Annotated in this window: 27 protein-coding genes; 10 read left to right on the forward strand and 17 right to left on the reverse strand. The window is 57.2% G+C overall.

Features of this window, described 5'->3' with window-relative positions:
• Nucleotides 1–22: 22 nt before the first annotated feature.
• From fliP to fliF, 4 genes are read right to left on the reverse strand one after another with little or no spacing between them, the layout of a single operon-like run.
• Nucleotides 23–769, reverse strand: a complete 747-nt coding sequence (gene fliP, locus LRK71_RS04645; protein WP_232401453.1) for a flagellar type III secretion system pore protein FliP — start codon at nucleotides 767–769, stop codon at nucleotides 23–25.
• Entirely contained in the window at nucleotides 766–1,062 is a 297-nt protein-coding gene (locus LRK71_RS04650; RefSeq protein ID WP_232401454.1) for a FliM/FliN family flagellar motor switch protein, read from the reverse strand. Before LRK71_RS04650 ends, fliP begins: the two co-directional genes overlap by 4 nt.
• Nucleotides 1,055–1,654: a FliH/SctL family protein gene (locus tag LRK71_RS04655; protein ID WP_232401455.1), complete on the reverse strand. Its 600-nt coding sequence runs from the start codon at nucleotides 1,652–1,654 to the stop codon at nucleotides 1,055–1,057. The genes LRK71_RS04650 and LRK71_RS04655 overlap by 8 nt, the downstream gene beginning before the upstream one ends.
• The gene (gene fliF / locus LRK71_RS04660) at nucleotides 1,654–3,309 is read right to left on the reverse strand and encodes a flagellar basal-body MS-ring/collar protein FliF (RefSeq protein WP_232401456.1); all 1,656 of its coding nucleotides are present in this window, start codon (nucleotides 3,307–3,309) and stop codon (nucleotides 1,654–1,656) included. Before fliF ends, LRK71_RS04655 begins: the two co-directional genes overlap by 1 nt.
• 119 nt (nucleotides 3,310–3,428) lie before the next feature.
• Here fliF and LRK71_RS04665 point away from each other — a divergent pair, with 119 nt between their 5' ends.
• The 9 genes from LRK71_RS04665 (at nucleotide 3,429) to LRK71_RS04705 (ending at nucleotide 13,330) form a co-directional block, all read left to right on the forward strand.
• Nucleotides 3,429–3,953: a flagellar basal body-associated FliL family protein gene (locus LRK71_RS04665; protein WP_232401457.1), complete on the forward strand. Its 525-nt coding sequence runs from the start codon at nucleotides 3,429–3,431 to the stop codon at nucleotides 3,951–3,953.
• Between the two features lie 10 nt (nucleotides 3,954–3,963).
• Nucleotides 3,964–4,440: a hypothetical protein gene (locus LRK71_RS04670; RefSeq protein WP_232401458.1), complete on the forward strand. Its 477-nt coding sequence runs from the start codon at nucleotides 3,964–3,966 to the stop codon at nucleotides 4,438–4,440.
• Complete coding sequence (locus tag LRK71_RS04675) at nucleotides 4,440–5,060, forward strand: MotE family protein (RefSeq protein ID WP_232401459.1); 621 nt, start codon at nucleotides 4,440–4,442, stop codon at nucleotides 5,058–5,060. The genes LRK71_RS04670 and LRK71_RS04675 overlap by 1 nt, the downstream gene beginning before the upstream one ends.
• 76 nt (nucleotides 5,061–5,136) lie before the next feature.
• Nucleotides 5,137–6,006, forward strand: a complete 870-nt coding sequence (gene motA / locus LRK71_RS04680; protein ID WP_232401460.1) for a flagellar motor stator protein MotA — start codon at nucleotides 5,137–5,139, stop codon at nucleotides 6,004–6,006.
• The gene (locus LRK71_RS04685) at nucleotides 6,003–8,567 is read left to right on the forward strand and encodes a hypothetical protein (protein ID WP_232401461.1); all 2,565 of its coding nucleotides are present in this window, start codon (nucleotides 6,003–6,005) and stop codon (nucleotides 8,565–8,567) included. Before motA ends, LRK71_RS04685 begins: the two co-directional genes overlap by 4 nt.
• 470 nt (nucleotides 8,568–9,037) lie before the next feature.
• Nucleotides 9,038–11,071, forward strand: coding sequence for a flagellar biosynthesis protein FlhA (flhA, locus tag LRK71_RS04690; protein WP_408635981.1), 2,034 nt, complete (start codon nucleotides 9,038–9,040; stop codon nucleotides 11,069–11,071).
• A complete protein-coding gene (locus LRK71_RS04695; RefSeq protein ID WP_232401463.1) occupies nucleotides 11,068–11,847 on the forward strand; it encodes a flagellar biosynthetic protein FliR in 780 nt (259 codons plus the stop codon). Before flhA ends, LRK71_RS04695 begins: the two co-directional genes overlap by 4 nt.
• Complete coding sequence (gene flhB / locus LRK71_RS04700; protein ID WP_232401464.1) at nucleotides 11,844–12,926, forward strand: flagellar type III secretion system protein FlhB; 1,083 nt, start codon at nucleotides 11,844–11,846, stop codon at nucleotides 12,924–12,926. The genes LRK71_RS04695 and flhB overlap by 4 nt, the downstream gene beginning before the upstream one ends.
• Nucleotides 12,926–13,330: a hypothetical protein gene (locus LRK71_RS04705; protein WP_232401465.1), complete on the forward strand. Its 405-nt coding sequence runs from the start codon at nucleotides 12,926–12,928 to the stop codon at nucleotides 13,328–13,330. Before flhB ends, LRK71_RS04705 begins: the two co-directional genes overlap by 1 nt.
• 141 nt (nucleotides 13,331–13,471) lie before the next feature.
• Here the strand turns inward: LRK71_RS04705 and LRK71_RS04710 are convergent, their stop codons facing one another.
• The 10 genes from LRK71_RS04710 to LRK71_RS04755 all read right to left on the reverse strand — a co-directional run bounded on the left by LRK71_RS04710 (nucleotide 13,472) and on the right by LRK71_RS04755 (nucleotide 19,161).
• Complete coding sequence (locus LRK71_RS04710) at nucleotides 13,472–14,212, reverse strand: ZIP family metal transporter (protein WP_232401466.1); 741 nt, start codon at nucleotides 14,210–14,212, stop codon at nucleotides 13,472–13,474.
• 348 nt (nucleotides 14,213–14,560) lie between these two features.
• A complete protein-coding gene (locus LRK71_RS04715) occupies nucleotides 14,561–15,091 on the reverse strand; it encodes a flagellar basal body-associated FliL family protein (RefSeq protein WP_232401467.1) in 531 nt (176 codons plus the stop codon).
• 8 nt (nucleotides 15,092–15,099) lie between these two features.
• A complete protein-coding gene (gene flgH, locus LRK71_RS04720) occupies nucleotides 15,100–15,840 on the reverse strand; it encodes a flagellar basal body L-ring protein FlgH (protein WP_232401468.1) in 741 nt (246 codons plus the stop codon).
• Nucleotides 15,840–16,256, reverse strand: coding sequence for a flagellar basal body P-ring formation chaperone FlgA (flgA, locus tag LRK71_RS04725; protein WP_232401469.1), 417 nt, complete (start codon nucleotides 16,254–16,256; stop codon nucleotides 15,840–15,842). Before flgA ends, flgH begins: the two co-directional genes overlap by 1 nt.
• Complete coding sequence (flgG, locus tag LRK71_RS04730) at nucleotides 16,256–17,041, reverse strand: flagellar basal-body rod protein FlgG (protein WP_232401470.1); 786 nt, start codon at nucleotides 17,039–17,041, stop codon at nucleotides 16,256–16,258. The genes flgA and flgG overlap by 1 nt, the downstream gene beginning before the upstream one ends.
• A gap of 10 nt (nucleotides 17,042–17,051) precedes the next feature.
• Nucleotides 17,052–17,768, reverse strand: a complete 717-nt coding sequence (locus LRK71_RS04735) for a flagellar hook-basal body complex protein (protein ID WP_232401471.1) — start codon at nucleotides 17,766–17,768, stop codon at nucleotides 17,052–17,054.
• Between the two features lie 2 nt (nucleotides 17,769–17,770).
• Nucleotides 17,771–18,040 (reverse strand): flagellar biosynthetic protein FliQ, encoded by a 270-nt coding sequence (locus tag LRK71_RS04740; RefSeq protein ID WP_232401472.1) that lies wholly within the window; start codon nucleotides 18,038–18,040, stop codon nucleotides 17,771–17,773.
• Between the two features lie 4 nt (nucleotides 18,041–18,044).
• Nucleotides 18,045–18,344: a flagellar hook-basal body complex protein FliE gene (fliE, locus tag LRK71_RS04745; RefSeq protein ID WP_232401473.1), complete on the reverse strand. Its 300-nt coding sequence runs from the start codon at nucleotides 18,342–18,344 to the stop codon at nucleotides 18,045–18,047.
• A gap of 21 nt (nucleotides 18,345–18,365) precedes the next feature.
• On the reverse strand, nucleotides 18,366–18,758 hold the full coding sequence (flgC, locus tag LRK71_RS04750) for a flagellar basal body rod protein FlgC (RefSeq protein ID WP_232401474.1): 393 nt from the start codon (nucleotides 18,756–18,758) through the stop codon (nucleotides 18,366–18,368).
• Nucleotides 18,759–18,771: 13 nt separating this feature from the next.
• A complete protein-coding gene (locus LRK71_RS04755) occupies nucleotides 18,772–19,161 on the reverse strand; it encodes a FlgB family protein (protein WP_232401972.1) in 390 nt (129 codons plus the stop codon).
• An 88-nt stretch (nucleotides 19,162–19,249) separates the two neighbouring features.
• Between LRK71_RS04755 and LRK71_RS04760 the strand changes: the two genes are divergently transcribed.
• Nucleotides 19,250–20,578 carry a FliI/YscN family ATPase gene (locus LRK71_RS04760; RefSeq protein ID WP_232401475.1) on the forward strand — a complete coding sequence of 443 codons (1,329 nt, stop codon included), beginning with the start codon at nucleotides 19,250–19,252 and terminating at the stop codon, nucleotides 20,576–20,578.
• Between the two features lie 178 nt (nucleotides 20,579–20,756).
• Here LRK71_RS04760 and LRK71_RS04765 read toward each other — a convergent pair whose 3' ends face one another.
• Genes LRK71_RS04765 through flaF form a run of 3 tightly spaced genes read right to left on the reverse strand, consistent with a single transcriptional unit; the run spans nucleotide 20,757 to nucleotide 22,341 of the window.
• Entirely contained in the window at nucleotides 20,757–21,566 is an 810-nt protein-coding gene (locus LRK71_RS04765) for a DUF1217 domain-containing protein (RefSeq protein WP_232401476.1), read from the reverse strand.
• The gene (gene flbT, locus LRK71_RS04770) at nucleotides 21,563–21,967 is read right to left on the reverse strand and encodes a flagellar biosynthesis repressor FlbT (RefSeq protein WP_232401477.1); all 405 of its coding nucleotides are present in this window, start codon (nucleotides 21,965–21,967) and stop codon (nucleotides 21,563–21,565) included. Before flbT ends, LRK71_RS04765 begins: the two co-directional genes overlap by 4 nt.
• Nucleotides 21,968–21,969: 2 nt before the next feature.
• A complete protein-coding gene (gene flaF, locus LRK71_RS04775; RefSeq protein ID WP_232401478.1) occupies nucleotides 21,970–22,341 on the reverse strand; it encodes a flagellar biosynthesis regulator FlaF in 372 nt (123 codons plus the stop codon).
• Nucleotides 22,342–22,408: the final 67 nt, after the last annotated feature.

The following is a 22,408-nucleotide window of genomic DNA, read 5'->3' on the forward strand; positions in this document are numbered from 1 at the left end:
AATTTATGTCTTATTTTAGCGGCTAGGGATAATAGCTGCGTACCAGGGCGGTTGCGATCAGGCTCCAGCCGTCGGCGACAACAAAGAAGGCCAGCTTGAACGGTAGCGAGACCACGGCCGGCGGCACCATCATCATCCCCATCGACATCAGAACTGCGGCGACAACCAGGTCGATGACTAGGAAGGGCAGAAAGACCAAGAAACCGATCTGAAAGGCTCGCGAAATCTCGGACAGCAGAAAACTGGGCACCAAAACCGAGAGCGGTGCCTCGGGGGTTGGGTCGATTTTTTCCAAGCCAGGGCGCAGATCGGCAATGGCGTAAAAGGTATCGGGATCAAGCCGATTGGCCATAAAGCCGCGAAAAGGCTCCAGGCTGCGCATCATGCCGGTTTCCACATCGATCTGTTCTTCGATCAGCGGGCTGATGCCGGTTTGCCAGGCCTCGGTAAAGACCGGTTCCATCACAAAATAGGTGAGAAACAGCGCTAGGCTGATCATCATCATGTTGGGCGGGGCCTGCTGCAGACCAATGCCCTGACGCAGAATCGACAATACGGTGACGAGAAAGGGAAAACAGGTGATCATGATCAACAGGCCGGGGGCCAGGCTGAGCACGGTAATCAGCAGGATCAGCTGGATCGAGCGGGCCGAGATCGACTGCCCGTCGCCCATCGACAAGTTCAGCTCCTGTGCCAGTGCCGCCTGCGGCAGCATCAACACTGCGCAGGCGATCAGGACAGTAAAGGCTATGGTGGCTGTACGTGTCATCCCAGGCCGTTTTGCAAATCGGCAATCTCGGTCAGGCGCACCGCCAGTTGACCGGCTTGATCGCCTTCCATTTCTTCAAGCTGACCACGGGCGACTAGGCGGTCCCCAACATAGAGATCAACGGGATCATCGACGCGCTTGTCCAGCGCCAGAATGGCATTTTCGCCCAGGCTGACCAGTTCACGCACCAGGGGACGGGCCTTGCCAACCGAGACAACCACCTCGACGGGAACCGACACAAAGGGGTTGGAGGCATCGGTGGCTTTCTTCTTGAGATCGTCGGCGTCATCCATAATTTCTGTCCTCTTTAACGTGATAGGTGAAGGCGTCGATTGAATCCTTGATGGATTCAACCAGCCCTGAACTGTCTATTTCGCGTTCGGTACTACCAACCCGCAGATAGGCTTGACCCGGCGCGAGCTGCTCGTCTTCCTGAACCTGAACCGGGGTTGAAAATGCATCGGGCAACAGGGCGCGCACGGCGGCGCTTTCGCCCGGTGAGGCAAAGATGCTCATCGGTTGGTCGGTGTGGAATTTTGCCATATCAACCATCTGATCGACGATGTGGTGACCAAAGGTCGCCGCCATGGTGTCGGGCAAGACTGCACTGGTCAGAACTTTGAACATCGGATCCAGCGATTCGATCAGCTGCGATTGCGCCTCTTTGAAGGTGAAGTTCAGATCCTCTAGCGAGCTTGCCAAAGTGGCGGAAACCTTGGTGTTTTCCTTGTCTTTTGCGGTCACGGCATCTTCCCAGCCGGCGCTATAGCCCTTTTCAAAAGACACCAAGCGTTCCTCTTCGATCACCTCTTCCGAGACCTCGGAAACAGCTGTGGGAACGATGACTGCGGTGCCAAAATCTTCTAGTAGGTGAGTAATGCCCATTATGCGCGCTCCTCATTTTCTTCAAGCCAGCCCCGAAGGATCTGGACAGTTTCTTCTTGGCGTTCGCCGATCATGTCGCGCAGGCGGTCAACCGGGTTTTCGCTGCCGCCGCCAAGTGCGGGCAGGCCACCCATATCGCCTATGCCGCCGAACTGGCCGTTGCCATCCTGAATTTCACCATCCAGGGCCATGTTGGAGCCAAGATCCGGGTTCATCATGAAATCGCCCATGCCGGGAGCGGTGCCCATAGCTGGCAGTTCCGGAAGCCCACCCATGTCGGGTGCATCCGGGGCGCCAAGAGCGGGCAGACCTTCGTTTTTGCCGGCCAGAATCGGGCGTACTACAAAGAGGCCAAGCACCAGGGTAACAAGCGCAAGCGCCGCGATCTGGATGATTCCCATGGCATCAAAGTAGATATTGTCCATGAAGGAGGAGGTCACTTCGGTGCCCTTCGGCTCAATGCTGGGCAGGTCCATGGATTTCAGGGTGATGACGTCACCGCGCGATTCGTCAAACCCGATAGCAGAGGAGATCAGCTCGCGCATGGCGCTCAGTTCTTCCTCGGGGCGGGGTTCAAAGATCATTTCACCAGCTTCATTAGTGACCGTAGTGCCATTAATCAGCACGGCAATTGTCAGCCGTTTGATGGCACCAGGGCCGCGGATGATTTCTTTCTCGGTTTCCGATATCTCATAGTTCACCCGCTCGCGTGTGGCGGTGGTGTTGTTCTTGGACCCCTGGCCAGAGGCCGCATCCCCATCGGGAATATTGGAGGCAACGGTGACTTCACCGGATTGGTTGCTTGAGACATCGGCGCGTTCTTCAACATCTGTACTGATGGCGACACGACTGGAGGGATCCACCAGCTTTTCGCGGATCGATTCTGTGTCGGTGACGGTATCAACGCTGACTTCTACTACGGCATTGCCATGTCCGACGCGGGCTTCAATCAGGCGCAGCACCCGTTCTCGAATCGACTGCGAGCGGTCATCCGTCCCAGCGCCTGCAGCAGCGGCCGCTTCGGGAGAACCGATGAGCGATCCATTGGCGTCGATCACGGCGACATTATCCACCGCAAGACCGGTGACAGCAGAAGCAACCAGAAAGCGAATCGCATTGGCCTGGGCCGGTGTGATTGGCGATCCCAAAGGCACCACAGATACGGAGGCTGTTGGATCTACGGTGCGTTGAAAGGGATTGGCGCCGGTATTGGCAATATGGACGCGGGCCTGGCTGATGTGGGGGCTGGCAACAATGGTTCGGGCCAGCTCTCCTTCTTTGGCGCGCCAGTAGGCAGCGTCAAACATCTGCGATGTGGTGCCAAACCCGGTGAGTGAATCGAGCAGCTCATAGCCACGGCCGCCATTCGCGGGCAGACCTTCGCTGGCGAGAGTCATGCGCAGCTCATCCCGGCGATCGGACGGCACAAATATAGAGCCGCCGCGTACTTCATATGGTGTGCCAGTCTGTTCCAAAGACCGCACAACGTCCCCTGCCGAGCCACTTTCCAGCCCAGCATAGAGCAATCTCATGGTGGGCTTGCTTGCCACATGGGACATAGCAAACACGCTTGCAATGACTGCTGCTGTGGCGCCTGCCACAATCAACCGCTTGCGCGTATCCAAACCAGTCCAGACATTCTTGATCTGCTGCAATGTAACCTCCGTCGCACCGGCATTCTGTCCGGCGTGACCCCTTTTTGACCGAGGGGCCTTAACATTCGGTTAGTCCCTCAGGGGTTATGAAGGCTTTGCACGACGTTTTAGGAAAAGCCATGACAGACGCTGTAGTGAATGCGGAAGAAGACGCAACAAAGCCCAAAAGCAAACTGCCCCTTATCATTGGGGTCGTCCTTGCAATTGCAGGTGGCGGTGGCGGTTTTTTTGCGGTCTCGTCAGGGCTGCTTCCTTTTGGTCAATCCGCGGAACACGCTGAGGTTTCCGCGGCTGTAGCAGCGCCAGAAGGCGTAGATAGTGGTGAGTCGGCGGCAGATATTGCCCAGCTCGCCTTCATCGAGATGGAACCCATTGTGATTACGCTGCGCAAAGCAAGCGGCATTAAACACTTGCGGTTCAGCGCACAACTAGAGGTGGATAAGATCCACCAGGCCGAGGTCGAAAAAGTCCTCCCCCGTGTAGTCGATGTACTGAATAGCTATCTTCGTGCCTTGGAGCTTGAGGATCTGTCGGATCCGATGGCGCTGCCAAGACTGCGCGCGCAGATGCTGCGGCGAATCAACATAGCCACCGGACAGGGGCGTGTGCGTGATTTGCTGATCATGGAATTCGTACTGAACTAGGAGTAACGGGATGGACCTTATTGCTGATATCCTGCTTGCAGCAGGGGCCCTTGGGGCCGGATTTTATTGTCTGGTGCTCTCGCGCCGACTCAAGCGGTTCAATGACCTGGAAAAAGGTGTCGGCGGTGCCGTTGCTGTTCTTTCCTCACAAGTAGATGACTTAAATAAGTCTTTTGTAACGGCCCGCAAGGTGACCGAGGGCTCTAGCCAGGCGCTGGATCAGCTGACAGGGCGCGCCGAACAGGTGGCGCAGCGGCTAGAGCTGATGATGGCTTCTATGCATGACATGCCCGAGGCGGGTGCCGCAGCCCCACAGCGCAACCGCGAGATGGCTGCTGCAGAGGCGGAAGAGCGTGATGCCTTGGCCGTGGCCTATGAGACCAGCCGAGCGGCGGAAGCTGCGCCAGAACCTGTGGCGGAAGAGTCCGGAAAATCGGCAGGCGTGATGTTCGTACGTCACAACCGTGACAAGAATCGGGTAGCGTGATGAGCACGAAGAAAGCAAAATCCAAAAATCCGGTACGCAGCCGCAGCAGTGCGCTGATGATGCTGTCCTTTCTATTGATCGGCTCGGCGTTGGTCCGCCTTGGCATGGAAGCAGGCCCTGCGATCGCACGGGAAGTTTCCAGCATGGATAAAGATGGGGCCGAATCGCAGAATGATGGCGGCGCGTTGCACCGCGATGGCATGCCGTCTTCGGCGGAACTGCAGGCGATGCTGGCAGCCTTTCGGGAACGCGAAGCCGTATTGGAAGCGCGTGAAGCGGAGATTGAAGACCGCCAGAAGGCCCTGGGAATCGCCGATGCCGCGATTGATCGCAAATTGGCAGCTCTGGAGCAGGCCGAGGAAGCGTTGCGCTCTACCCTGGCGCTGGCGGATGGCGCCACCGAGGCAGATGTCGGCCGACTGACCACCGTTTACGAACAGATGAAGCCAAAAGAATCGGCAGCCCTGTTTGAAGAGATGGATCCCAATTTCGCCGCTGGTTTCCTGGCCCGTATGCGACCCGAAGCAGCAGCTGGCATCATGGCCGGTCTGAGCCCAGAAGCTGCCTATACCATCAGTGTTGTGATGGCAGGCCGCAACAGCGGTGTTCCCAAGGAATAACTTGTCTCTAGCGCTCAGGCTTTCTTAATCAGACTCGCCTAGGCTTGGGTAAAGCAATTAGATTTGGAGTGACCCTATGGTCGGAATTGTAGGTATCCTGATTATCTTTGTCATGGTGTTCGGCGGGTATCTGCTGGCGGGTGGCAAAATGGGGATTATTCTTAAATCCCTACCCTTTGAGTTGATGATGATTGGCGGTGCTGCAGTTGGGGCATTCTTGATCAGCAACGATATGAGCAGCGTCAAGCATACCCTCAAAGATCTGGGTAAGGTGTTCAAGGGGCCCAAGTGGAAGTCGGATGACTATCGCGATTTGCTCTGCCTGTTGTTTTCCTTGATCCGTATTGCCCGTGCTAACCCGGTCGAGGTTGAACAGCACATCGAGGACCCCGAAAATTCATCCGTTTTCAACAAATACCCGAAAATTCTGGCCGATGGCGAGGCGGTGAACCTGATCTGCGACACCATGCGCTCGGCTTCGATGAACTATGATGATCCGCATCAGGTTGAAGAGGTGCTGGAAAAACGCATGGACGCTAACCACCACCACGCACTGCACTCCAGCCACGCGTTGCAGACCATGGCCGATGGCCTGCCTGCTTTGGGAATTGTGGCTGCGGTTCTGGGCGTGATCAAGACGATGGCCGCGATCGACCAGCCACCTGAGGTGCTGGGCAAGATGATTGGTGGCGCGCTTGTCGGGACATTCCTTGGGGTTTTCCTGGCCTATGGCCTGGTCGGTCCTTTTGCCGACAAGGTGAAAACCATTACTGAAGAAGACTCGCACTTTTACAAATTGATCCGCGAAGTTTTGGTTGCAAACCTGCACAATCACGCGGCTGCCATCTGTATCGAAGTTGGTCGCCAGAACACACCTTCGCATATCCGCCCCGGCTTCTCTGAACTGGAAGAGGCCCTTAGATCGGTGAAACAGGACGCAGCATGATTTGGCGCGCATTTGCGATAGCCGCCCTTGGCGTGGCGGCGGGCTCAGCCCAGGCACAGACCATTGTCACCCGTTCCGGGGAACATGATGGCTTCTCTCGCTTGGTCATGCGCCTGCCCGATGGTGCCACATGGTCGTTGAACCAGTCTGGGCGGTCGGCAAGCCTTAGACTGAATGCGCCTTCGGCCGTCTTTGATACGTCGCGGGTGTTTGATCTGATCCCGCGCAAGCGGTTGCAGCAGATCAGCCAGAGCGGTGCAGGGCAACCCCTGCAGATGGCTTTGGGATGTGATTGCAAGATCCGCTCTTACCTGCAAAGCAATGGGTATCTGGTTGTCGATATTGCTGATGGGGATGGCAGTCCGGTGGGTAATATGCAGGTGGCCAGAAATCTGGGTGCCGCGCCGGTGCCATCCGTCTTTGGCAACCTCTCTCTTGGTGCGCCTGTGGACATGCCAGCACAACAGCCGATGAATTCTGCGCCCGCGGCTGCGGGCTATCGTTTCAATCTGACACAGGGTGCGGTTGCCGATGCGCGCATGGCTTTGCGCCAAAATTCGAACCTGCGCCCTAATCCCGCTGGCGGTGCTGCTGCGCAGCTACGCGCGGCAGAAACAGAGACAGCGCCAGCCAAGACCAGCGCAGAACTGGCCGCCGAATCGGCTCGTTTTGCCGAGCCTGAGCCGATTGGATCTCGTGGTGCTGCGGTTCTGGCGGCTGGCCTGGAGGCCGAATTGGGGTTGAACCAGCCGCAGGTTGCCGCGCCAGAGAAACCTGCGCCAGAAGACAAGAACCGGGAATTGCCCGAGGTTAATCTGTTGCTTAATATGGATGAAACCGCGCGGGCTGCCATTGTCAATGCGTCCGAACACCGTCTGTTGCAACAGATTGGCCGGGCCGCAAACCAGGGCCTGCTGGATGTGGCCCAGGCAGAGGTCGACGGCAATCGCCCGTTGGAAACGCTGGGCCGTTCAGATCGGCCGCTGAACCCGCTGGATAATGTTTCGGTGACTTCGGCGATTGACCGCCAGACTGGGCTGTTTGCAACCCGTGATCCGGCGACAAAAGCGGATGACCACTGCTTGCCAGATCGTCAGATCGCGGTGCATAGCTGGGGAAATGAGAGTTCTTTTTCGGATCAGCTTGGCCCATTGCGGGGCGCCCTGGTGCGAGAGTTTGACGATATTAACCCGGCCAGCGTGCGGGCCTTGGCCAAGCTGTATCTCTATTTCGGCTTTGGAGCAGAGGCACGTTCTACCCTGGCGATGCTGCCACCCGAACGGGTCGATCCTGGGGAGCAGGCGACACTTTTGGCGATGGCGGATCTGATGGATGGCCGGGATCTTGGTATCAACCATCCGTTTTCCGGTCAGCAGGGCTGCAACAGCGAAGCCGCACTTTGGTCTGTTTTGGCGGATGACAGCCTGCGCAAGACAGCCAATACCGATGCTATCCAGCAGGGGTTTGCCAGATTGCCGGTGCATCTGCGGGTGAACTTTGGCCCTCAGCTCAGCGCTTTGTTTGCCGAATCCGAAGAGCTTCACATTGCTGAGGCGATTCTTCGCTCGGTTGGTCGTACCGGTATGGAACATGTGCCTGAACTGAACCTGGCAGAGGCCGCGATCGCTGAGTTGGAAGGTGATACCAATGTTGTCGCCGAGAAGCTGACCGACGAAGTGGCCGGGCGGACTGAAAGCGCACCAACGGCTTTGATTGACCTGATCACACTCAGCTATAACGAGCGCAAGGCTTTGTCGCCGGATGTGCCAGAGTTGATCGCCTCTTACGAATTGGAAAGCCGGGATACCGAATTGGGGGCGGCTCTGCGTCAGGCTGGCGTGATGGCGCTGGCCTTGACCGGACAGTTCCCGCAGGCCTTTGATGAAATGCAGAATGTGACCCGCCGTGATGGGCCCGCCGCGCGGGTCGACGTGATCGAGCCTTTGATGACGCTGCTGACCGAACGGGCCGATGACGTGACCTTCCTGCAGTATGCCCTGGTATTTGCCGGTCGGGCGACCGCCGCAGAAGCCGCCCCAGTGGCGGAAATCATGGCGCGCCGCTTGTTGGATCTCGGCTTTGCCGAGCAGGCGCAATCGCTGCTGCAAAAGCTGGCGCTGGAGCCTGAAAACAAGGATCGTCGCCTGATGATGGCGGAAACCGCCTTGGCGCTGGGCAAACCGCATAACGCCTTGGTTGAGCTGATGGGGCTGGACGGCTCTGCTGCGAACCGGATGCGGGCCGAAGCCCTGTGGCGCAATGGTGAATATGCCCGCTCGGGTGAGTATATGCTGGCCGAAGAAGAAGTGAACGCTGCGGCGCGTGGGTTCTGGCATTCGGAAAATTCAGAGGGGCTTGAGGCCCTGACCGCCGATGAGAATGCCCCTTTTGGCCAGGTCGCGACAGTGACCACCCAGATCTCTGAGATCAGCCAGGATCCGGAAGGCCTGTCACCGCTGGCCCATGCTCGCGCTCTGGTCGACAGCAGCGTCGGCACCCGCGATAATATTCTGGATCTGCTGAACCGAGTTGATGCCGCAAATAAACCGCCCGAGAGCTAGGCTCTGGGAAAGCGAAAACCGTTAAAATCGCAAGAGGCCGTCCTGATGGGGCGGCCTTTCGTCATGGATGCTAACACTTTGTCAACGGTCTGAAACTAACTTGGATTTTAGAATAATCCCCGATTGGACAGGCAGAATGCCGTTAGCTTTACAAATCTCAGAACCGCTGAATGGCGGGGCAGGCGGGGCGTTTGCCCGCAGTGATGTCTGCCGGGCGGTTAGTCGTCCGGCCCTGAACAGGCCCCAGGCAGCAGCAGTGGCATGGCCCGCAAGATTGGGTTTTTCTGCTTTAAATCTTTCAAAATCAGCATCTTCGATATTCCTGTCCGTCTTTGGTGGGGGGCTTTTTGCCCTGCACGGATCCGGTGATGAAATCAGCAATCGATCTGCTCCAGAACAAGAGAAACCCCGTGCCTAAGATATCTGCTCAACAGCTTTTTAGCCCGACCGTGCTTTTGGCGCTGGCATTGATGGCGATCATCGTGATGATGATTCTACCGATGCCGGCCTGGGTGCTGGACGTGGGTCTTGCCGTCTCTTTTGGTCTGGCGATCCTGATTTTCACCATCACCCTGTTTATCGAACGCCCGCTGGATTTCTCGTCCTTTCCGACGATCCTGCTGGCCTCTTTGATGCTGCGGCTGTCGCTGAACATTTCCTCGACCAAGCTGATCATTGGCCAGGGACATACCGGCACCGATGCGGCGGGCGACGTGATCCAGGGGTTCGCGCAGTTCGTTATGGGCGGCAGTGTGTTTCTGGGGTTGGTCACCTTTGGGGTTTTGCTGATCGTCAACTTCATGGTGATCAACAAGGGTGCGGCCCGGATGGCCGAAGTCGGGGCGCGGTTTGCCCTGGACGGGATGCCCGGCAAGCAGATGGCGATTGATGCTGATATGGCTGCTGGGGCCATTGACCATGCCACCGCCAAGGCGCGCCGGGAAAACGACCAGAAGGAAACCACCTTCTTTGGCTCCTTGGATGGGGCCTCGAAATTTGTCAAAGGCGATGCGGTTGCAGGCCTGCTTATCACCCTTTTGAACCTGGTCATGGGCTTGGTCATGGGGGTTCTGGTGCAGGGGATGCCGGTCTCGGCCGCCTTTGAAACCTATGCGATCCTGACTGTCGGCGATGGTCTGGTGTCGCAGATCCCATCTGTGATCATTTCGATTGCCGCGGCGCTGCTGCTGGCCCGTGGCGGTGCCACCGGCGCGACCGATATTGCGCTGGTGGATCAGTTCGGCAAGCATCCGGCGGCGCTGGCAACGGTTTCTGTCTTGATGATCATGTTTGCGCTGGTTCCCGGCCTGCCTTTCCTGCCGTTTCTTCTCGGTGGGGGGATTCTTGGTTTTGCGGCCTATCGTTTGCAGATGAAGGTCCAGGCCAGGCAAGAGGCTGAGATCGAAGAAGAAATGGAAGAGACTGCCAATCCAACGCCAAGCAAGGCGCTGGGGGATATTCTGGATCTTGACGATCTGCACCTGGAGTTTGCCCCGGATCTGGTCAGCATGGTGCTTGATGCCGGCACCGGGCTGGATGCGCGGATTGCCAATATGCGGACCCATATCGCCACCAGCTTTGGTCTGATCCTGCCGGAAATCCGGCTGACCGATCAGGCCGATCTGGATCGTGGGACTTACGTGGTCAGGGTGCAGGGTGTGGAACAGGTGCGCGGCACGCTGCATCCCGATATGGTGCTGGCGCTGATGCCCGATAACCACGATGCACTGCCTCCCGGAACCGATGTGACCGAACCCGTCTATGGTGCCCCCGCGCGTTGGATCAAGGGGGTGCAACAGCAAGACGCGGTTCTGGCCGGGGCCACCGTCGTGACCCCGCCTGAAATTCTGGCGACCCATCTTCTGGAGGTAATCAAGCAGAACTTTGCCCGCCTGCTGACCTTCAAATCCCTGCGTCGTTTGCTGAATGAGATGAGCGATCTGTCGGATCCCTTCCGGGCCGAGGCCAATCGCAAACTGCTAGAGGATCTGGTGCCTGACAAGGTACCAATGGATACGCTGCATTCGGTGCTGCGCCTGCTGTTGGAAGAGCGGGTCTCAATCCGCAATATCCCGCTGATCCTGGAAGCCATCGCCGAAGCCCGCGTGCATGTGACCCAGCCGGAAGCCATCTGCGAACATGTGCGTCAGCGCCTGGGCTTCCAACTGGTGGCCGAGATGAAGCGCGAGGACGGAACCATCCCTCTGATCCAGCTGGCACCGGAATGGGAAGAAACATTCTCGACCTATCAGGTGGATGTCAGCGGTGGCAATCTCGATGTGGCGCTGCCGCCGGATATGTTCAATCGCCTGGCCGAAGGGCTGAGCGAACGTTTGAGCACGGTGACAGATCAGGGTGTTTTTGCCGCTGTCGTGACCTCTACCCGGCGTCGCCGTTATCTGCGCACCATTCTGAAATCACGTGGCATCACCAATCCGGTGCTCTCCTTCGAGGAAATCGGTCTTGAGGCCCGCCCGGCACTGGTGGGAATGGTTGCCGCATGACACCGCTGGACTTTCCTCCGGAATTACGGGCGTTTCTTGGGGCGAGTTTCTGGCATTTTGCCATTGTATTTTTGCGCGTCGGGGCAATGACCTCTGTCTTGCCGGCCTTTGGCGAGCAATATGTGCCGATGCGGGTCAAGCTGGCGATTGCGGTTGCCTTTACCTTCATCGTGGCACCGACGCTGGCGCGGTTCGCGGAACCGGAAACGCCCCTGCATTTTGCCCATCTGGTCGTAAGCGAAACAATTATAGGCCTGGGGCTGGGCATTGCGGTCCGGCTGTTTGTGATGGGGCTGCAGATCGCCGGCACCATCGCAGCACAGAGCACCTCTTTGTCGCAGGTTCTGGGCAATATCGGTGCCGAGGCACTGCCCGCCATCGGGGGGGTCTTGTTGGTCTCGGGGCTTGCCCTGGCGGTGATGATGGGGCTGCATGTCCGGGTGGCCGAGTTCCTGATTTATTCCTATCAGATCTTTCCGGCAGGCGCCTATCCAGATCCGGCCGGCTTTTCGGAATGGGGCATTCACCGGATTGCCAAGGCCTTTTACATGGGCTTCACCCTTTCGGCGCCCTTCTTGATCACGGCGGTGATTTACAACCTGACACTGGGGGTGATCAACCGGGCCATGCCACAGTTGATGGTGGTCTTTATCGGTGCGCCGGTGATCACCTTTGGTGGATTGTTCATCTTGATGGTGGCCAGCCCGATGATCCTTGATGTCTGGATCCGAGAGATGATGACCTTCTTCTCCAATCCTGGAGGTGGCCTGCCATGAGCGATGACGATGATTCAGAAAAGTCATTTGAGCCCACCGAAGAGAAACTGCGAAAGGCGCGGGAAAAAGGTGAAGTTGCCAAATCCACCGACCTGTCGGTTGCGGCTGCTTATATGGGGCTGGTTGTTGCCTTTTATGCGTTTGGTTATGACATGGTCACCGGGCTTGGCACGGTGTTGATGTCGATAATTGACCAACCGGATCGACTGGCAAAGCAACTGTTTTCGGGTAATGGCACTCCGCCGGTGGGTGGCATGATTTCTGCTATGGTCTGGCCGCTTATTCCGTTGTTTATGATTCCCTTTGTCCTGGTTCTTTTGTCGATCGTTGGCCAAAGAGCCATGGTTTTCGCCACCACCAAGCTAGAACCAAAAATGTCGCGGATCTCGGTGGTTTCCAACGCCAAGAACAAATTTGGCCGCGCTGGGCTGTTCGAGTTTGGCAAAAGCACGATCAAGCTGATTCTCTATTCGATCTGTCTGGGGGTCTATCTGAACTCTCGGATGCCTGAAATGATCGCCTCGGCGGCAACCGGGCCTTTTTCGGTGATCAAGATGCTGGCCGAGCTGGGGATGGAATTCCTGGTGATTGCGCTGCTGATTTCGCTGATTATCGGTGTGGTTGATGCGATCTTCCAGCACGATGAACATCGCCGCAAAAACATGATGTCGCGCAAGGAAATCATGGACGAGCACAAAGACTCTGAAGGTGATCCGCATATGAAGAATAAGCGCCGCCAAAAAGCCCAGGAAATTGCTATGGGGCAGATGATGGCGGCCGTGCCAGAGGCCAGCGTTGTTATCGTCAACCCGACCCACTATGCGGTGGCACTGCAATGGGGCGGTGGTGCCGGGACTGCGCCGGTCTGCGTTGCCAAGGGCGTCGACGAGGTTGCCGCCACCATCCGGCGCATTGCCAATGAAAATGCCGTTCCAATACATTCTGATCCGCCGACGGCACGGGCGCTTTATGCGACCATCGGTATCGGGGATGAGGTGGAAGAAGAATACTACGCACCGGTCGCCGCCGCGATCCGGTTCGCTGAAGAGATGCGCCAGCGGGCAAAAGGAGGAATGTGATGCAACAGAAGATGGCAATGCTGACCCAGATGGCCGCCGTGACCGAGGCACAATATCTGAAGGAACACGCCAAGATCAAACCGATCCTCGACCATGAGGCGCGCCTGCGTGGGCAGATCAGCAAGCTCGACGCGCAGGTGCAAGAGGCCCGCGACGAGGCCAACAAGGACATGCCGATGAAGGCCCTGGGCGCAGATCTGTTGTGGCAGGGCTGGCACACCACTGCACGGCGCAATCTCAACATGCAGCTGGCGCAGGTTACCGCCCGCAAGCTGATGGCAATGGATCGCCTGCGCAAGAGCTTTGGCCGCAAGACGGCAGTGGGGGATATGGTGAAGACCGAAAAAACCCGGATCAAGACCCAGCGCGCCAAGACACTGGAAGAACAACTGCTGCAATTGTGAGGTTCAGCACCTGAGTTACCCCGAAGCGGCCAGCGCGGCCCCCTGCGCCCCCACGCTGTATTGTTCTGGTCTCGGCAGAAATTTTGGCCAAACGGGGTTTGCCCCAGCCATTTCATCACAAGAAAGCAGTGGTTTTTCTGGTCACAGTGTTCGCAAGAGAAGCTCGAACATTAGCATTCCGGCAATCGACATGGTCACAGCGCTGGCGATCATCGGGCTTGTTGCGTTTTCAAGAGCCTCTGGGATCAATTCTGACAGGGTCATCCAGATCATAGCGCCGGCGGCCAAACCCAGCCCGACGGGCAGGAACGGGGTGAAGAACGTCACGAACATGAAGGCGGGTACAGCCAGGATCGGCTGAGGCAGGCTTGAGAAAATGCTCCAGCCCACTGCCTGCCAGATCTTGGTGCCCCTGGGAATCAATACAAGAGCGATGGCAAGCCCTTCGGGAATGTTGTGTACGGCGATCGCTGCGGTAATGAATTCGCCCAGATTGCCGTCTCCGGCATAGGCGACGCCAACGCCGACGCCCTCAGCCGCTGAATGCAACGTCATGATCCCGACAATCATCAGCATCTTGATGGCATCAGCCCCTTTGATTGCCCCAAAGCGTAAGTCGTCGTAGCGTTCAATGATGCTGTAGCTGAACGCGATAAACATAAAGCCGCCAAGCAGCCCCAGAATTGTGCGAATGGGGCTAAGCGCGCTCCCTTCCTTGAGTAGGCTGAAGCTGGCTGCGAGCATCAACCCAGCAGCAATACCATTACAAATGGAGACGGCTTTGGGCGACATACGGCGCCAAAATACAAACGGTAAAGGACCAAGGCCAGTTGCCAGCGCCGTGACAAGCGCTGCAAGAAAAACAAGGGTGATTGGGTCCATGATGGCCTCGGTCTGGACAGAATTTCTAATGCAAAGGGGCTGCAGCATCAGATCAGTTTGGAATCGTTCTAATGTTATTTAGGGCAATTCTAAATTGCTGTGAAGCAAATTTCTACAGCTTCTGAGAATGGATCCCCCATCGCTTGGCCGCCAATGACGGACAAACAACCGTTGCGGCGGCCATTGCGAAGGTCTGCAAAATCGGCTGAGCCGAAATCCAGCCAGTGGTGCAGCGCGTGCTCTTGGGCTGGATATGAAAACGCCGACACCTGAAGAAATCAGGCGTCAGCGTTTCAGTTATTTTGTCTGTGTCTGCTATTCTTCGGGCCAGAGAAGGCGGCATTTGCCTTAGACGTCCTGGCGCGAAATTTCCACGATCAAAACGTCATAGATGCCTTTGCCCAGTTCCTTTTGTGCGGCTTCGCGCAGGGCGGTACGCAGCGGGTTGAGTACATCAGAGCGGGTAAAGGCCCCGCGAAAGCCGCCCATATTGGCGTGGTCAAACAGCACCTGCAGGAAGGCATCGCGCAGTTTGGGTTCCAGCAGACGAATTTTCTCGCTCATGCCGGGCTTTGCCTCCAGGCTCAGCGCAATCACCACCAACGAGGAAAGATTGTCACGCTCGACCACGGGGATCACAAACTGGTTGTCGATCTTGACGTATTCGCGGTCTTTTTCCGGCGCAAGATGATCTGATCCCGCGTCGTCATCCGTGTGAGAGTCCGCGGCCTCTTCGGAATGATCAAGGTCGTCGGCCATACTGTCGTCGGTGGCATGGGCCGCTGTGGGGGCCGGGGCGGGGGCCAGCATGATGCCAGCCCCAATTCCAGCCCCGGTTCCAACAATCAGCAGGATAACAGGAAGTAATTTAGCGATCATGGGTCACCTCAGAATGGTAGGATCGCGTCCAGCACTTGCTGGCCGTATCGCGGTTGTTGCACATCGGTAATCTGTCCGCGTCCACCATAAGAGATGCGCGCCGAGGCGATTTTGTCATAGGTGATTTCGTTCTGGCGGCTGATGTCCTGTGGCCGCACGTAGCCGGACACAAGCAGTTCGCGTAGCTCAAAGTTCACCCGGACCTCCTGTTTGCCGCTGATGGCAAGAACACCATTTGGCAGGACATCAATCACGGTGGCGGCGACGCGCAGTTCCAGCTTTTCGCTGCGTTTGACCGATCCATTGCCCTTGGAGCTGCTCGACCCGGTCAGATCAACCGCATCCGCCGAAGAGGCTCCATCGGGCAGATGTTCGTCAAGCCGCTGTGGCAGGCCCAACAGCTGCGGCATGCCCAGGCTTTCGGCGCTGGAGCGCGAGCGGCTGGTGCCGTTGGAGATTTCGGCCTCTTCGTCGATCTGGATTGCAACGGTCAGGATATCACCCTTGTTGATCGCCCGGCGATCCCCCAGCAGCGAATTCTGCGACCCGCTCCAGAGAGAGGAGCCATCAACAGCGCGTTGGTTTTGGACCTCGTTGGGCAACCCCCGCCAGAGCATGGCGACATGTTCCGGGGATTCCGCAGTGGGGGACATGGTGGGCGGTTTGCCTATGTGGTCCATGCGGGCACAGGCCCCCATAAGAACCAGTCCGGCAAGTGCAAGTTTGGTGGCAATTGATTTCGTTTTCATTATCTTACCTCTACTGTCCCGTCTGCATTGACACGCCCGGTTATCGTGCTGCGTGATGCTAGGTTCATGACTTTGATCCATTCGCCTTCGCTGCCGCGATCCAGGGCGCGACCCTCTGCCAGGATGGTCAGGCCGCTGCGGCGAAACGAGAGCATGACAAGATCGTTCCGATCGATGATGGCGGCGGGGCCGATATCGCCGGGGCGCATGGGGCGCCCGGGATATAGCGGCACGCGGGCTTCCATTCCCACCACTTCATTTGCATCTGACATGGCACCAGCGACCTGGCCTGGTTTAAAGGTCAGGTCGCTGGCACGAATGACTTCTTTGGCGCGGATGGTACGCAGGGGCACCAGAATATCCGCCCAGGCGGGCTGAACAGTCAGTGCAATGAGAAGGGCAAGAATGTGTTTCATTAGCGGATCTGTGTCGTTGCTGACATCATCTGGTCGACGGCCGAGATGACTTTGGAGTTCATTTCATAGCCGCGCTGCGCTTCGATCAGTTCGGTCACCTGGCGCACCGAATCAACAGAGCTTGCTTCCAGATAGCCCTGGCGCAGGGTGCCCAGGCCGTCTTCGCCGGCGGTGGATACATTTGCCGCGCCCGAGGCTTCTGTCTCTGCAAAGAGGTTGCTGCCGATCGCTTCCAGCCCCTTGGGGTTGGTAAAGCTGGCCAGGTTGAACTGACCCAGCAGCTGGCCCTCGGGGGTTTCGTCAAAATAGGCGTAGACTTCACCTTCGGCATTGATCGAAATGCTCAGCGCGTCATCCGGGATAGTCACGTCCGGGGCCACGGTATAGCCGTCCGAGGTGACGATCAGCCCCTCTGATGAGCGTTTCAAAGAACCATCCCGCGTATAGCCGCTCTGCCCAGAGGGCAGTGTGACTTCGAGATAGCCTTTGCCTTCGATGGCGACATCTAGATCGCTGTTGGTCTGTTCCAGCGCACCCTGTTGCAGATGCACAGAGATGGCCGCAGGCCGCACACCCAGGCCGACCTGCACACCGGTTGGCAGAATGGTGCCATCAGATGCATTGATCGTGCCGGCGCGGCTGACCTGCTGATAGTGCAGATCGGCAAATTCAGCCCGGCGCGGGTTGTAGGCTGTGGTGTTCATATTGGCTAGGTTGTTCGCAATGGTTTCAACACGCAGTTGCTGTGCGCTCATACCAGTTGCAGCGATTTTTAGGGCACGCATCGGTTGTCTCCTACGATTTGATCAGGTTTTTAATGGCGTTACGGATGCGCTGGTCTTCTGTTTCCAGGAAACTCTGGCCCATTTCATAGGCGCGCTGGATTTCAATCATGCGGGTCACCTGGGTGATCGCATTGACGTTGGAGCCTTCGAGATAGCCCTGCACCATCTTGGCGCCTTCGGCGTCGACGATTTCACCTTCGGCGCGGAACATCACTCCGTCCTCGCGCATCAGAATGGTTTCTTCGTCTGGCTGGAACAGGCCAATCTGACCAACCGCATTGCCATCTGCTGTGATGGTGCCATTGGCGCCCACTTGGATTGATTCTGCGGTGCCTGGCACAAAGACAGGCGCGCGGCCTGCATCCAGAACCCGGTGGCCATCCATGGTCACCAGATCGCCTTCGGCATTGGGCGAAAAGGCACCCGAGCGGGTCAGCCGTTCCCCCTGCGGGGTTTCGATCATGAAATAGGCATCGCCTTCGATTGCAAAATCAAAGGTGCCGCCCGTCTGGGTCAGCTGGCCTTGCTCCATCGAGGTGTTGAAGATATTGGCCCGCGCCATGGACAGCGATTCCTGTCCCTGAGAGGTCTGTACAAATTCCGAAAAGATCAGCCCTTCAGAGCGATAGCCCGTGGTGGCAGAGTTGGCGATGTTGTTTGCCACCACACGCATTTCACGCATGAGACCAGTCTGACGGGATAGGGTTGCATAGCCTGCGGATTCCATCACTAAACTCCTGCAATCAAGGGAATGACATGGCCATTGAAAAAGGCCACGAGCGTTTGGGTCATGAAGCCCATCGACATCCAGAACACGACGACAATGGCCGCCAGCTTGGGAACAAAGGTCAGGGTCATTTCCTGTACCGATGTCAGGGCTTGAAACAGGCCAATGGCAAGGCCAACAATCAGGGCCACCGCCAAGATCGGTGACGACATGGTCACCGCGGCCCAAAGCGCCTGTCTCAGAGTGTCGTAGAATTGGCCTTCGCTCATCATGGGCTTAGACCGGCATCCGAAGGATTTCTTGGTAGGCTTCGACAACCTTGTTGCGCACGGTGACGGCGGTTTCGACGGCCAGTTCTGTCTGTGCCAGGGCCTGCACCAGGGCATGTGGATCGCCACCGCCTGTCATGGACTGCACTGCAGTCTGTTCGCCAACCTGCATAGTATTGTTAAAGCTGGCAAAGCTGTTGCGCAGTTGATCGGTGGCGCTGGTGCCGTGGAATTCCGGGTCAACCTTGGTGGCGGGGCGGGCTGCAGCGTAGCCACCAGCGGCGGCAGTGATAGAGCGAATATCCATTCTGGATCTCCTCGAATGTGGTTAGCGTTTCAGCAGGTTCATCAGGGATGAGGACATGCTGCGGGTTTGTTCAAACATTTTCAGGTTGGCGTCGTAGCTGCGCTGGGCTTCGCGGGCATCGGCGATTTCAATCATCAGATCCACGTTAGAGCCTTCATAGTGGCCGCTTGCATCCGATAGCGGATGCGAAGGATCATAGACGCTCTCTAGATCGCTGCGGTCCAGAGAGACGCGGCCAGTCTTGACGCGCTCTACGTCATTCTTCAGATCGCGCACGGCTTCAAAGGGAACGCTTTTGCGGCGATAGCCGGGGGTATCTGCGTTCGAAATGTTTTCCGAGACGTGACGCAGCCGGGTGGCCTGTGCCTTCAGGCCGCTGGCAGTCACACTCAGGGAATTGGCAAATTCACTCATGGATCATGTTCCTCTAACCGCGACCCAGGCTGGATCGCAGTATGTTCATCGATGATTTGTAAATGGCGAGCGCACGGTCGTGCTGACGCTTGACCTCAACCCCGTTGAGGATTTGCTCTTCGATAGAGACCGTATTGTCATTGGGATCGGCACCATCTGACGACGTGGTCACAGCCCAATCCATATTGGAGCCGTTGATGCCATTCAGATGCGAGCCACGAGAAGCCACCATGTCACCAGGACGTGGCCCGGCGGCATAGACCTCCTTAAAAGGTTTGATATCCTTGGCGTGATAGCCAGGGGTATCTGCATTGGCGATGTTCTGTGACACCAATGCCTGGCGCTTCCCTGCATGGGTGGCCATTGAGTATGCGATTTTAAAAACGTTCAGTTCAGTAAACACCGGGGCTTCTCCCTCGATCAATTTCAATCAAGGCTTAACCCTGATTCCTTTAGAAATTGTTTCAGGAACTAGATGGAGGCCTCAGGCCATGATCGCAGAGCTGAAAGCTTTGACTGAACAAATCGCCGGTCAGAAACTGGCAACCTCTATGGGGCGCGTCAGCGGTATCTCGGGTGGGGAAATTGAAATATCCGGTCTGGAGCGAGAGGCACGAATCGGCGATCGCCTGGTGCTTACTCGCGGCCCAGGGGATGAGTTGCACGGCGAGGTGTTGAAGATTGGTTCTAGTAAAATCAGTATGTTACCAGATCGTGCGCCAGATCGTGTGGCCATGGGTGACCGGGTCAGCCTGCATCCGGCGCCGGAATTTGCACCGGGTGACAACTGGATTGGCCGGGTGATTGATCCCTTTGGTGAACCGCTGGATGGCAAGCCGATGCTGCGCGGAGAGAAGGCCCGAGACCTGATGGCACCGCCGCCAAAAGCGGCGGGTCGGCGCCATATGGGGGCGCGTTTGGACACCGGGCTTGCGGTGTTCAATACGATTCTCCCCGTCGTTCAGGGCCAGCGTATTGGTCTTTTTGCGGGATCGGGTGTTGGTAAATCGACATTGCTCGCAAAAATGGCGCAATTTATGGAGGCCGATGTTGTCGTCATGGCGCTGATTGGTGAACGGGGCCGCGAAGTGAATCACTTTGTTGAGGATGTTTTGGGGCCGGAAGGCATGAAACGTGCGGTTGTGGTTGCCGCTACCTCGGATCAATCGGCCCTTGTGCGTCGTCGCAGTGCCTGGGCTGCCATGACCATTGCCGAACATTTCCGCGATCAGGGAAAGAATGTTCTGTTCATGGCCGATTCCGTGACCCGATTCGCCGAAGCCCACCGGGAGATCTCTGCTGCCTCGGGGGAGGCACCGGCGCTGCGGGGCTTCCCCCCATCGGTGACACCACTTATCACGGGTCTGTGTGAACGTGCGGGGCCTGGGTCTGCGGGGCAGGGTGATATCACGGCGGTCTTTAGCGTCTTGGTTGCGGGCTCTGACATGGATGAACCAATCGCAGATATTCTGCGCGGGGTTCTGGACGGGCATATCGTGCTTAACCGTGAAATTGCTGAACGTGGCCGCTTTCCGGCAGTGGATGTGTCGCGCTCGGTCTCGCGGAGCCTGCCAGCGGCGGCCACTCCGGAAGAGAACAGCGCCATTCTGGAGGTGCGTAAGTTCCTTGGATCTTATGAGCAATCCGAAGTGATGATCCGGGCGGGGCTGTATTCTGAAGGCAATGACGCGGTGCTGGATCAGGCTGTGAAGATCTGGCCCGAGTTGGACGCCTTCTTTGGCAAGGAAGACCCGCAGGGGGTGGAGAACAGCTTTAACCGGCTGCAGTTGATGCTGCGCCGCGCCAGCAAGGGGCGCTAACCAAAGGAAAGCACCGTTTCCCGCTGCTCGCCCCTGCGCGGGCAGCGCTGGCCAACGGCCCGGCAGCCGGTACAGACCTAAGAAATGCCAACAGAAAAACAGGAAAAAGGCACCAACCAGATAATCTGGCGGTGCCTTTTTTCAATGTAACAGTTCGTTTTGTCAGGTAGCCCGGATATCAGGCTTGCAAGAGCGAAAGAGCCGCCGCGCTGGAAGAATAGCTGTTGCCTATGGCGGCAACCTCGGCGCGGGCCAGATAGGTGATCGCCAGCTTGTTCATGTCTTCTTCGCTGGACAAGGAGCTGAGATCATCGGTGCCCAGGAGCCGCTGCGCCGCCTCTTTGTAGACGCGCACCTGTTGGTCAACGTCAATGAGGTTCATTGATTCAGGCAGGTTCAAGGTGACCTGCATCATCTTCGACAACTGGGGCTGGCCAATGATGTTGTACCATTGGGCATTGACCGTGGGGCCGTCTTCCTCCGCATCGTCGGGCAAGATGACCTGTTGCAATTCACGCAGGGCATAGAGCGCGATCCGCATGGTTTCGTCCTGCTCTCCAACAGCAATCTCGAACGACTGTGCTTCGTTGTCAGCCACGATGGCAGCCATGGCAACGGGGTCGGTATTGGTGCGGGTTTCACCGCCACCAAAGCCAAAGGCCTTGGAGAAATCAACCCAGCGGCTGTCGTCCAGCTTTGAGGCCAGATTGCCGTCAGCTGTGGTGCCTTCTTCCAGAACCTTTTGGATCATCGCCTTGTAATCAATCTGATCTTCCAGGCCAAAGGCCTTCAGGGCTACACCCAGCAGGCGCCGATCCTTGACCAGATCCTCTGCCGAACTGACATTTCCGATGTTCTCGGTGAAATAATCGTTCTCGCGCTTCAGAACAGTGTCGTTCTTGAAGTTCTCGAACTGGTCATCATAGGTCGACTGCAAAAAGGTCCAGCCAGTGATGCCCGTTGACAGAAGGATTGGCTCGAAGCTCATGAGGGACGTATCGCCAGTAGGCGTTCCTCTCTTGGCAACAGGCCGCGCAGGGCCTTGAGGCACCGGTAATGGTTGTTGCTCAGCAGGGCTTCGGTGGCTTCGGCCAGGCTGGCGCGGCTATCGGCGTCGTTGAACACCTGGCTCAGCTCTTCGATGTGGCGCAGCATTGGCATGCGGCCTTCATCTGGATCGGTATCACCGGTCAGCACCAGCTGCGCGGCATAGCAGACGCGACGCACAGGGGTTGTGGCCTCTTCCGGGTGAATTGCATCCCGAAGGCGTAGGATATTGGCATCCGGGGTCACAATCGACAGGCGGCTGCGACGGTCGCCGTTTTCAATGACAGCGCCATTGACCAGAACGCGTTCTTTTGGGGCAAGTTTGAGAACCAGTCCACTCATTATTATGTTGCTCCGCTGCGAAGGCCACGCATGATGGCCGTGTTGATGTCCACCAACGGCCGGATGTTCGCTTCGCGCGACATGACCTTGCTGGTGTGTTGTTTGGTGAATGCAGCGAGAGAGATGATCTGTTCTTTAAGTTCCATCGGCAGCCCATTGTCTTCGCTGGCGACGTCTGCGGCGAAAAGGATCCAAAGCCGACGATTGGCGCTTACTGCGGCGATCATTTCCTTGAAATCGTAAGGACGCGCCTTGGCAGCTGTAATCATTTGTCGTGTGATGCGTGCAACGGCATCAAATTCCAGATCTTTGACTGTTCGCGTAGGGGCTTTTGCCGCCGAATAGGCACTCTTCGCTTTCAGAAGTGCATTCACGTGTTTTCCTAACGTTTTATTTCTTCAGATTCTCTGAGAAGAGGGAACCGGGGCGCGACTGGCGCGC

The sequence above is a fragment of the Pseudophaeobacter flagellatus genome, from assembly GCF_021228235.1.
GTDB lineage: Bacteria > Pseudomonadota > Alphaproteobacteria > Rhodobacterales > Rhodobacteraceae > Pseudophaeobacter > Pseudophaeobacter flagellatus.

What these genes read in the sequence shown, in the direction of transcription:
- fliP (WP_232401453.1), bottom strand. Translation starts at nt 769, where the DNA reads ATGACACGTACAGCCACCATAGCCTTTACTGTCCTGATCGCCTGCGCA.
- LRK71_RS04650 (WP_232401454.1), bottom strand. Translation starts at nt 1,062, where the DNA reads ATGGATGACGCCGACGATCTCAAGAAGAAAGCCACCGATGCCTCCAAC.
- LRK71_RS04655 (WP_232401455.1), bottom strand. Translation starts at nt 1,654, where the DNA reads ATGGGCATTACTCACCTACTAGAAGATTTTGGCACCGCAGTCATCGTT.
- LRK71_RS04665 (WP_232401457.1), top strand. Translation starts at nt 3,429, where the DNA reads ATGACAGACGCTGTAGTGAATGCGGAAGAAGACGCAACAAAGCCCAAA.
- LRK71_RS04670 (WP_232401458.1), top strand. Translation starts at nt 3,964, where the DNA reads ATGGACCTTATTGCTGATATCCTGCTTGCAGCAGGGGCCCTTGGGGCC.
- LRK71_RS04675 (WP_232401459.1), top strand. Translation starts at nt 4,440, where the DNA reads ATGAGCACGAAGAAAGCAAAATCCAAAAATCCGGTACGCAGCCGCAGC.
- motA (WP_232401460.1), top strand. Translation starts at nt 5,137, where the DNA reads ATGGTCGGAATTGTAGGTATCCTGATTATCTTTGTCATGGTGTTCGGC.
- LRK71_RS04685 (WP_232401461.1), top strand. Translation starts at nt 6,003, where the DNA reads ATGATTTGGCGCGCATTTGCGATAGCCGCCCTTGGCGTGGCGGCGGGC.
- flhA (WP_408635981.1), top strand. Translation starts at nt 9,038, where the DNA reads ATGGCGATCATCGTGATGATGATTCTACCGATGCCGGCCTGGGTGCTG.
- LRK71_RS04695 (WP_232401463.1), top strand. Translation starts at nt 11,068, where the DNA reads ATGACACCGCTGGACTTTCCTCCGGAATTACGGGCGTTTCTTGGGGCG.
- flhB (WP_232401464.1), top strand. Translation starts at nt 11,844, where the DNA reads ATGAGCGATGACGATGATTCAGAAAAGTCATTTGAGCCCACCGAAGAG.
- LRK71_RS04705 (WP_232401465.1), top strand. Translation starts at nt 12,926, where the DNA reads ATGCAACAGAAGATGGCAATGCTGACCCAGATGGCCGCCGTGACCGAG.
- LRK71_RS04710 (WP_232401466.1), bottom strand. Translation starts at nt 14,212, where the DNA reads ATGGACCCAATCACCCTTGTTTTTCTTGCAGCGCTTGTCACGGCGCTG.
- LRK71_RS04715 (WP_232401467.1), bottom strand. Translation starts at nt 15,091, where the DNA reads ATGATCGCTAAATTACTTCCTGTTATCCTGCTGATTGTTGGAACCGGG.
- flgH (WP_232401468.1), bottom strand. Translation starts at nt 15,840, where the DNA reads ATGAAAACGAAATCAATTGCCACCAAACTTGCACTTGCCGGACTGGTT.
- flgA (WP_232401469.1), bottom strand. Translation starts at nt 16,256, where the DNA reads ATGAAACACATTCTTGCCCTTCTCATTGCACTGACTGTTCAGCCCGCC.
- flgG (WP_232401470.1), bottom strand. Translation starts at nt 17,041, where the DNA reads ATGCGTGCCCTAAAAATCGCTGCAACTGGTATGAGCGCACAGCAACTG.
- LRK71_RS04735 (WP_232401471.1), bottom strand. Translation starts at nt 17,768, where the DNA reads ATGGAATCCGCAGGCTATGCAACCCTATCCCGTCAGACTGGTCTCATG.
- LRK71_RS04740 (WP_232401472.1), bottom strand. Translation starts at nt 18,040, where the DNA reads ATGATGAGCGAAGGCCAATTCTACGACACTCTGAGACAGGCGCTTTGG.
- fliE (WP_232401473.1), bottom strand. Translation starts at nt 18,344, where the DNA reads ATGGATATTCGCTCTATCACTGCCGCCGCTGGTGGCTACGCTGCAGCC.
- flgC (WP_232401474.1), bottom strand. Translation starts at nt 18,758, where the DNA reads ATGAGTGAATTTGCCAATTCCCTGAGTGTGACTGCCAGCGGCCTGAAG.
- LRK71_RS04760 (WP_232401475.1), top strand. Translation starts at nt 19,250, where the DNA reads ATGATCGCAGAGCTGAAAGCTTTGACTGAACAAATCGCCGGTCAGAAA.
- LRK71_RS04765 (WP_232401476.1), bottom strand. Translation starts at nt 21,566, where the DNA reads ATGAGCTTCGAGCCAATCCTTCTGTCAACGGGCATCACTGGCTGGACC.
- flbT (WP_232401477.1), bottom strand. Translation starts at nt 21,967, where the DNA reads ATGAGTGGACTGGTTCTCAAACTTGCCCCAAAAGAACGCGTTCTGGTC.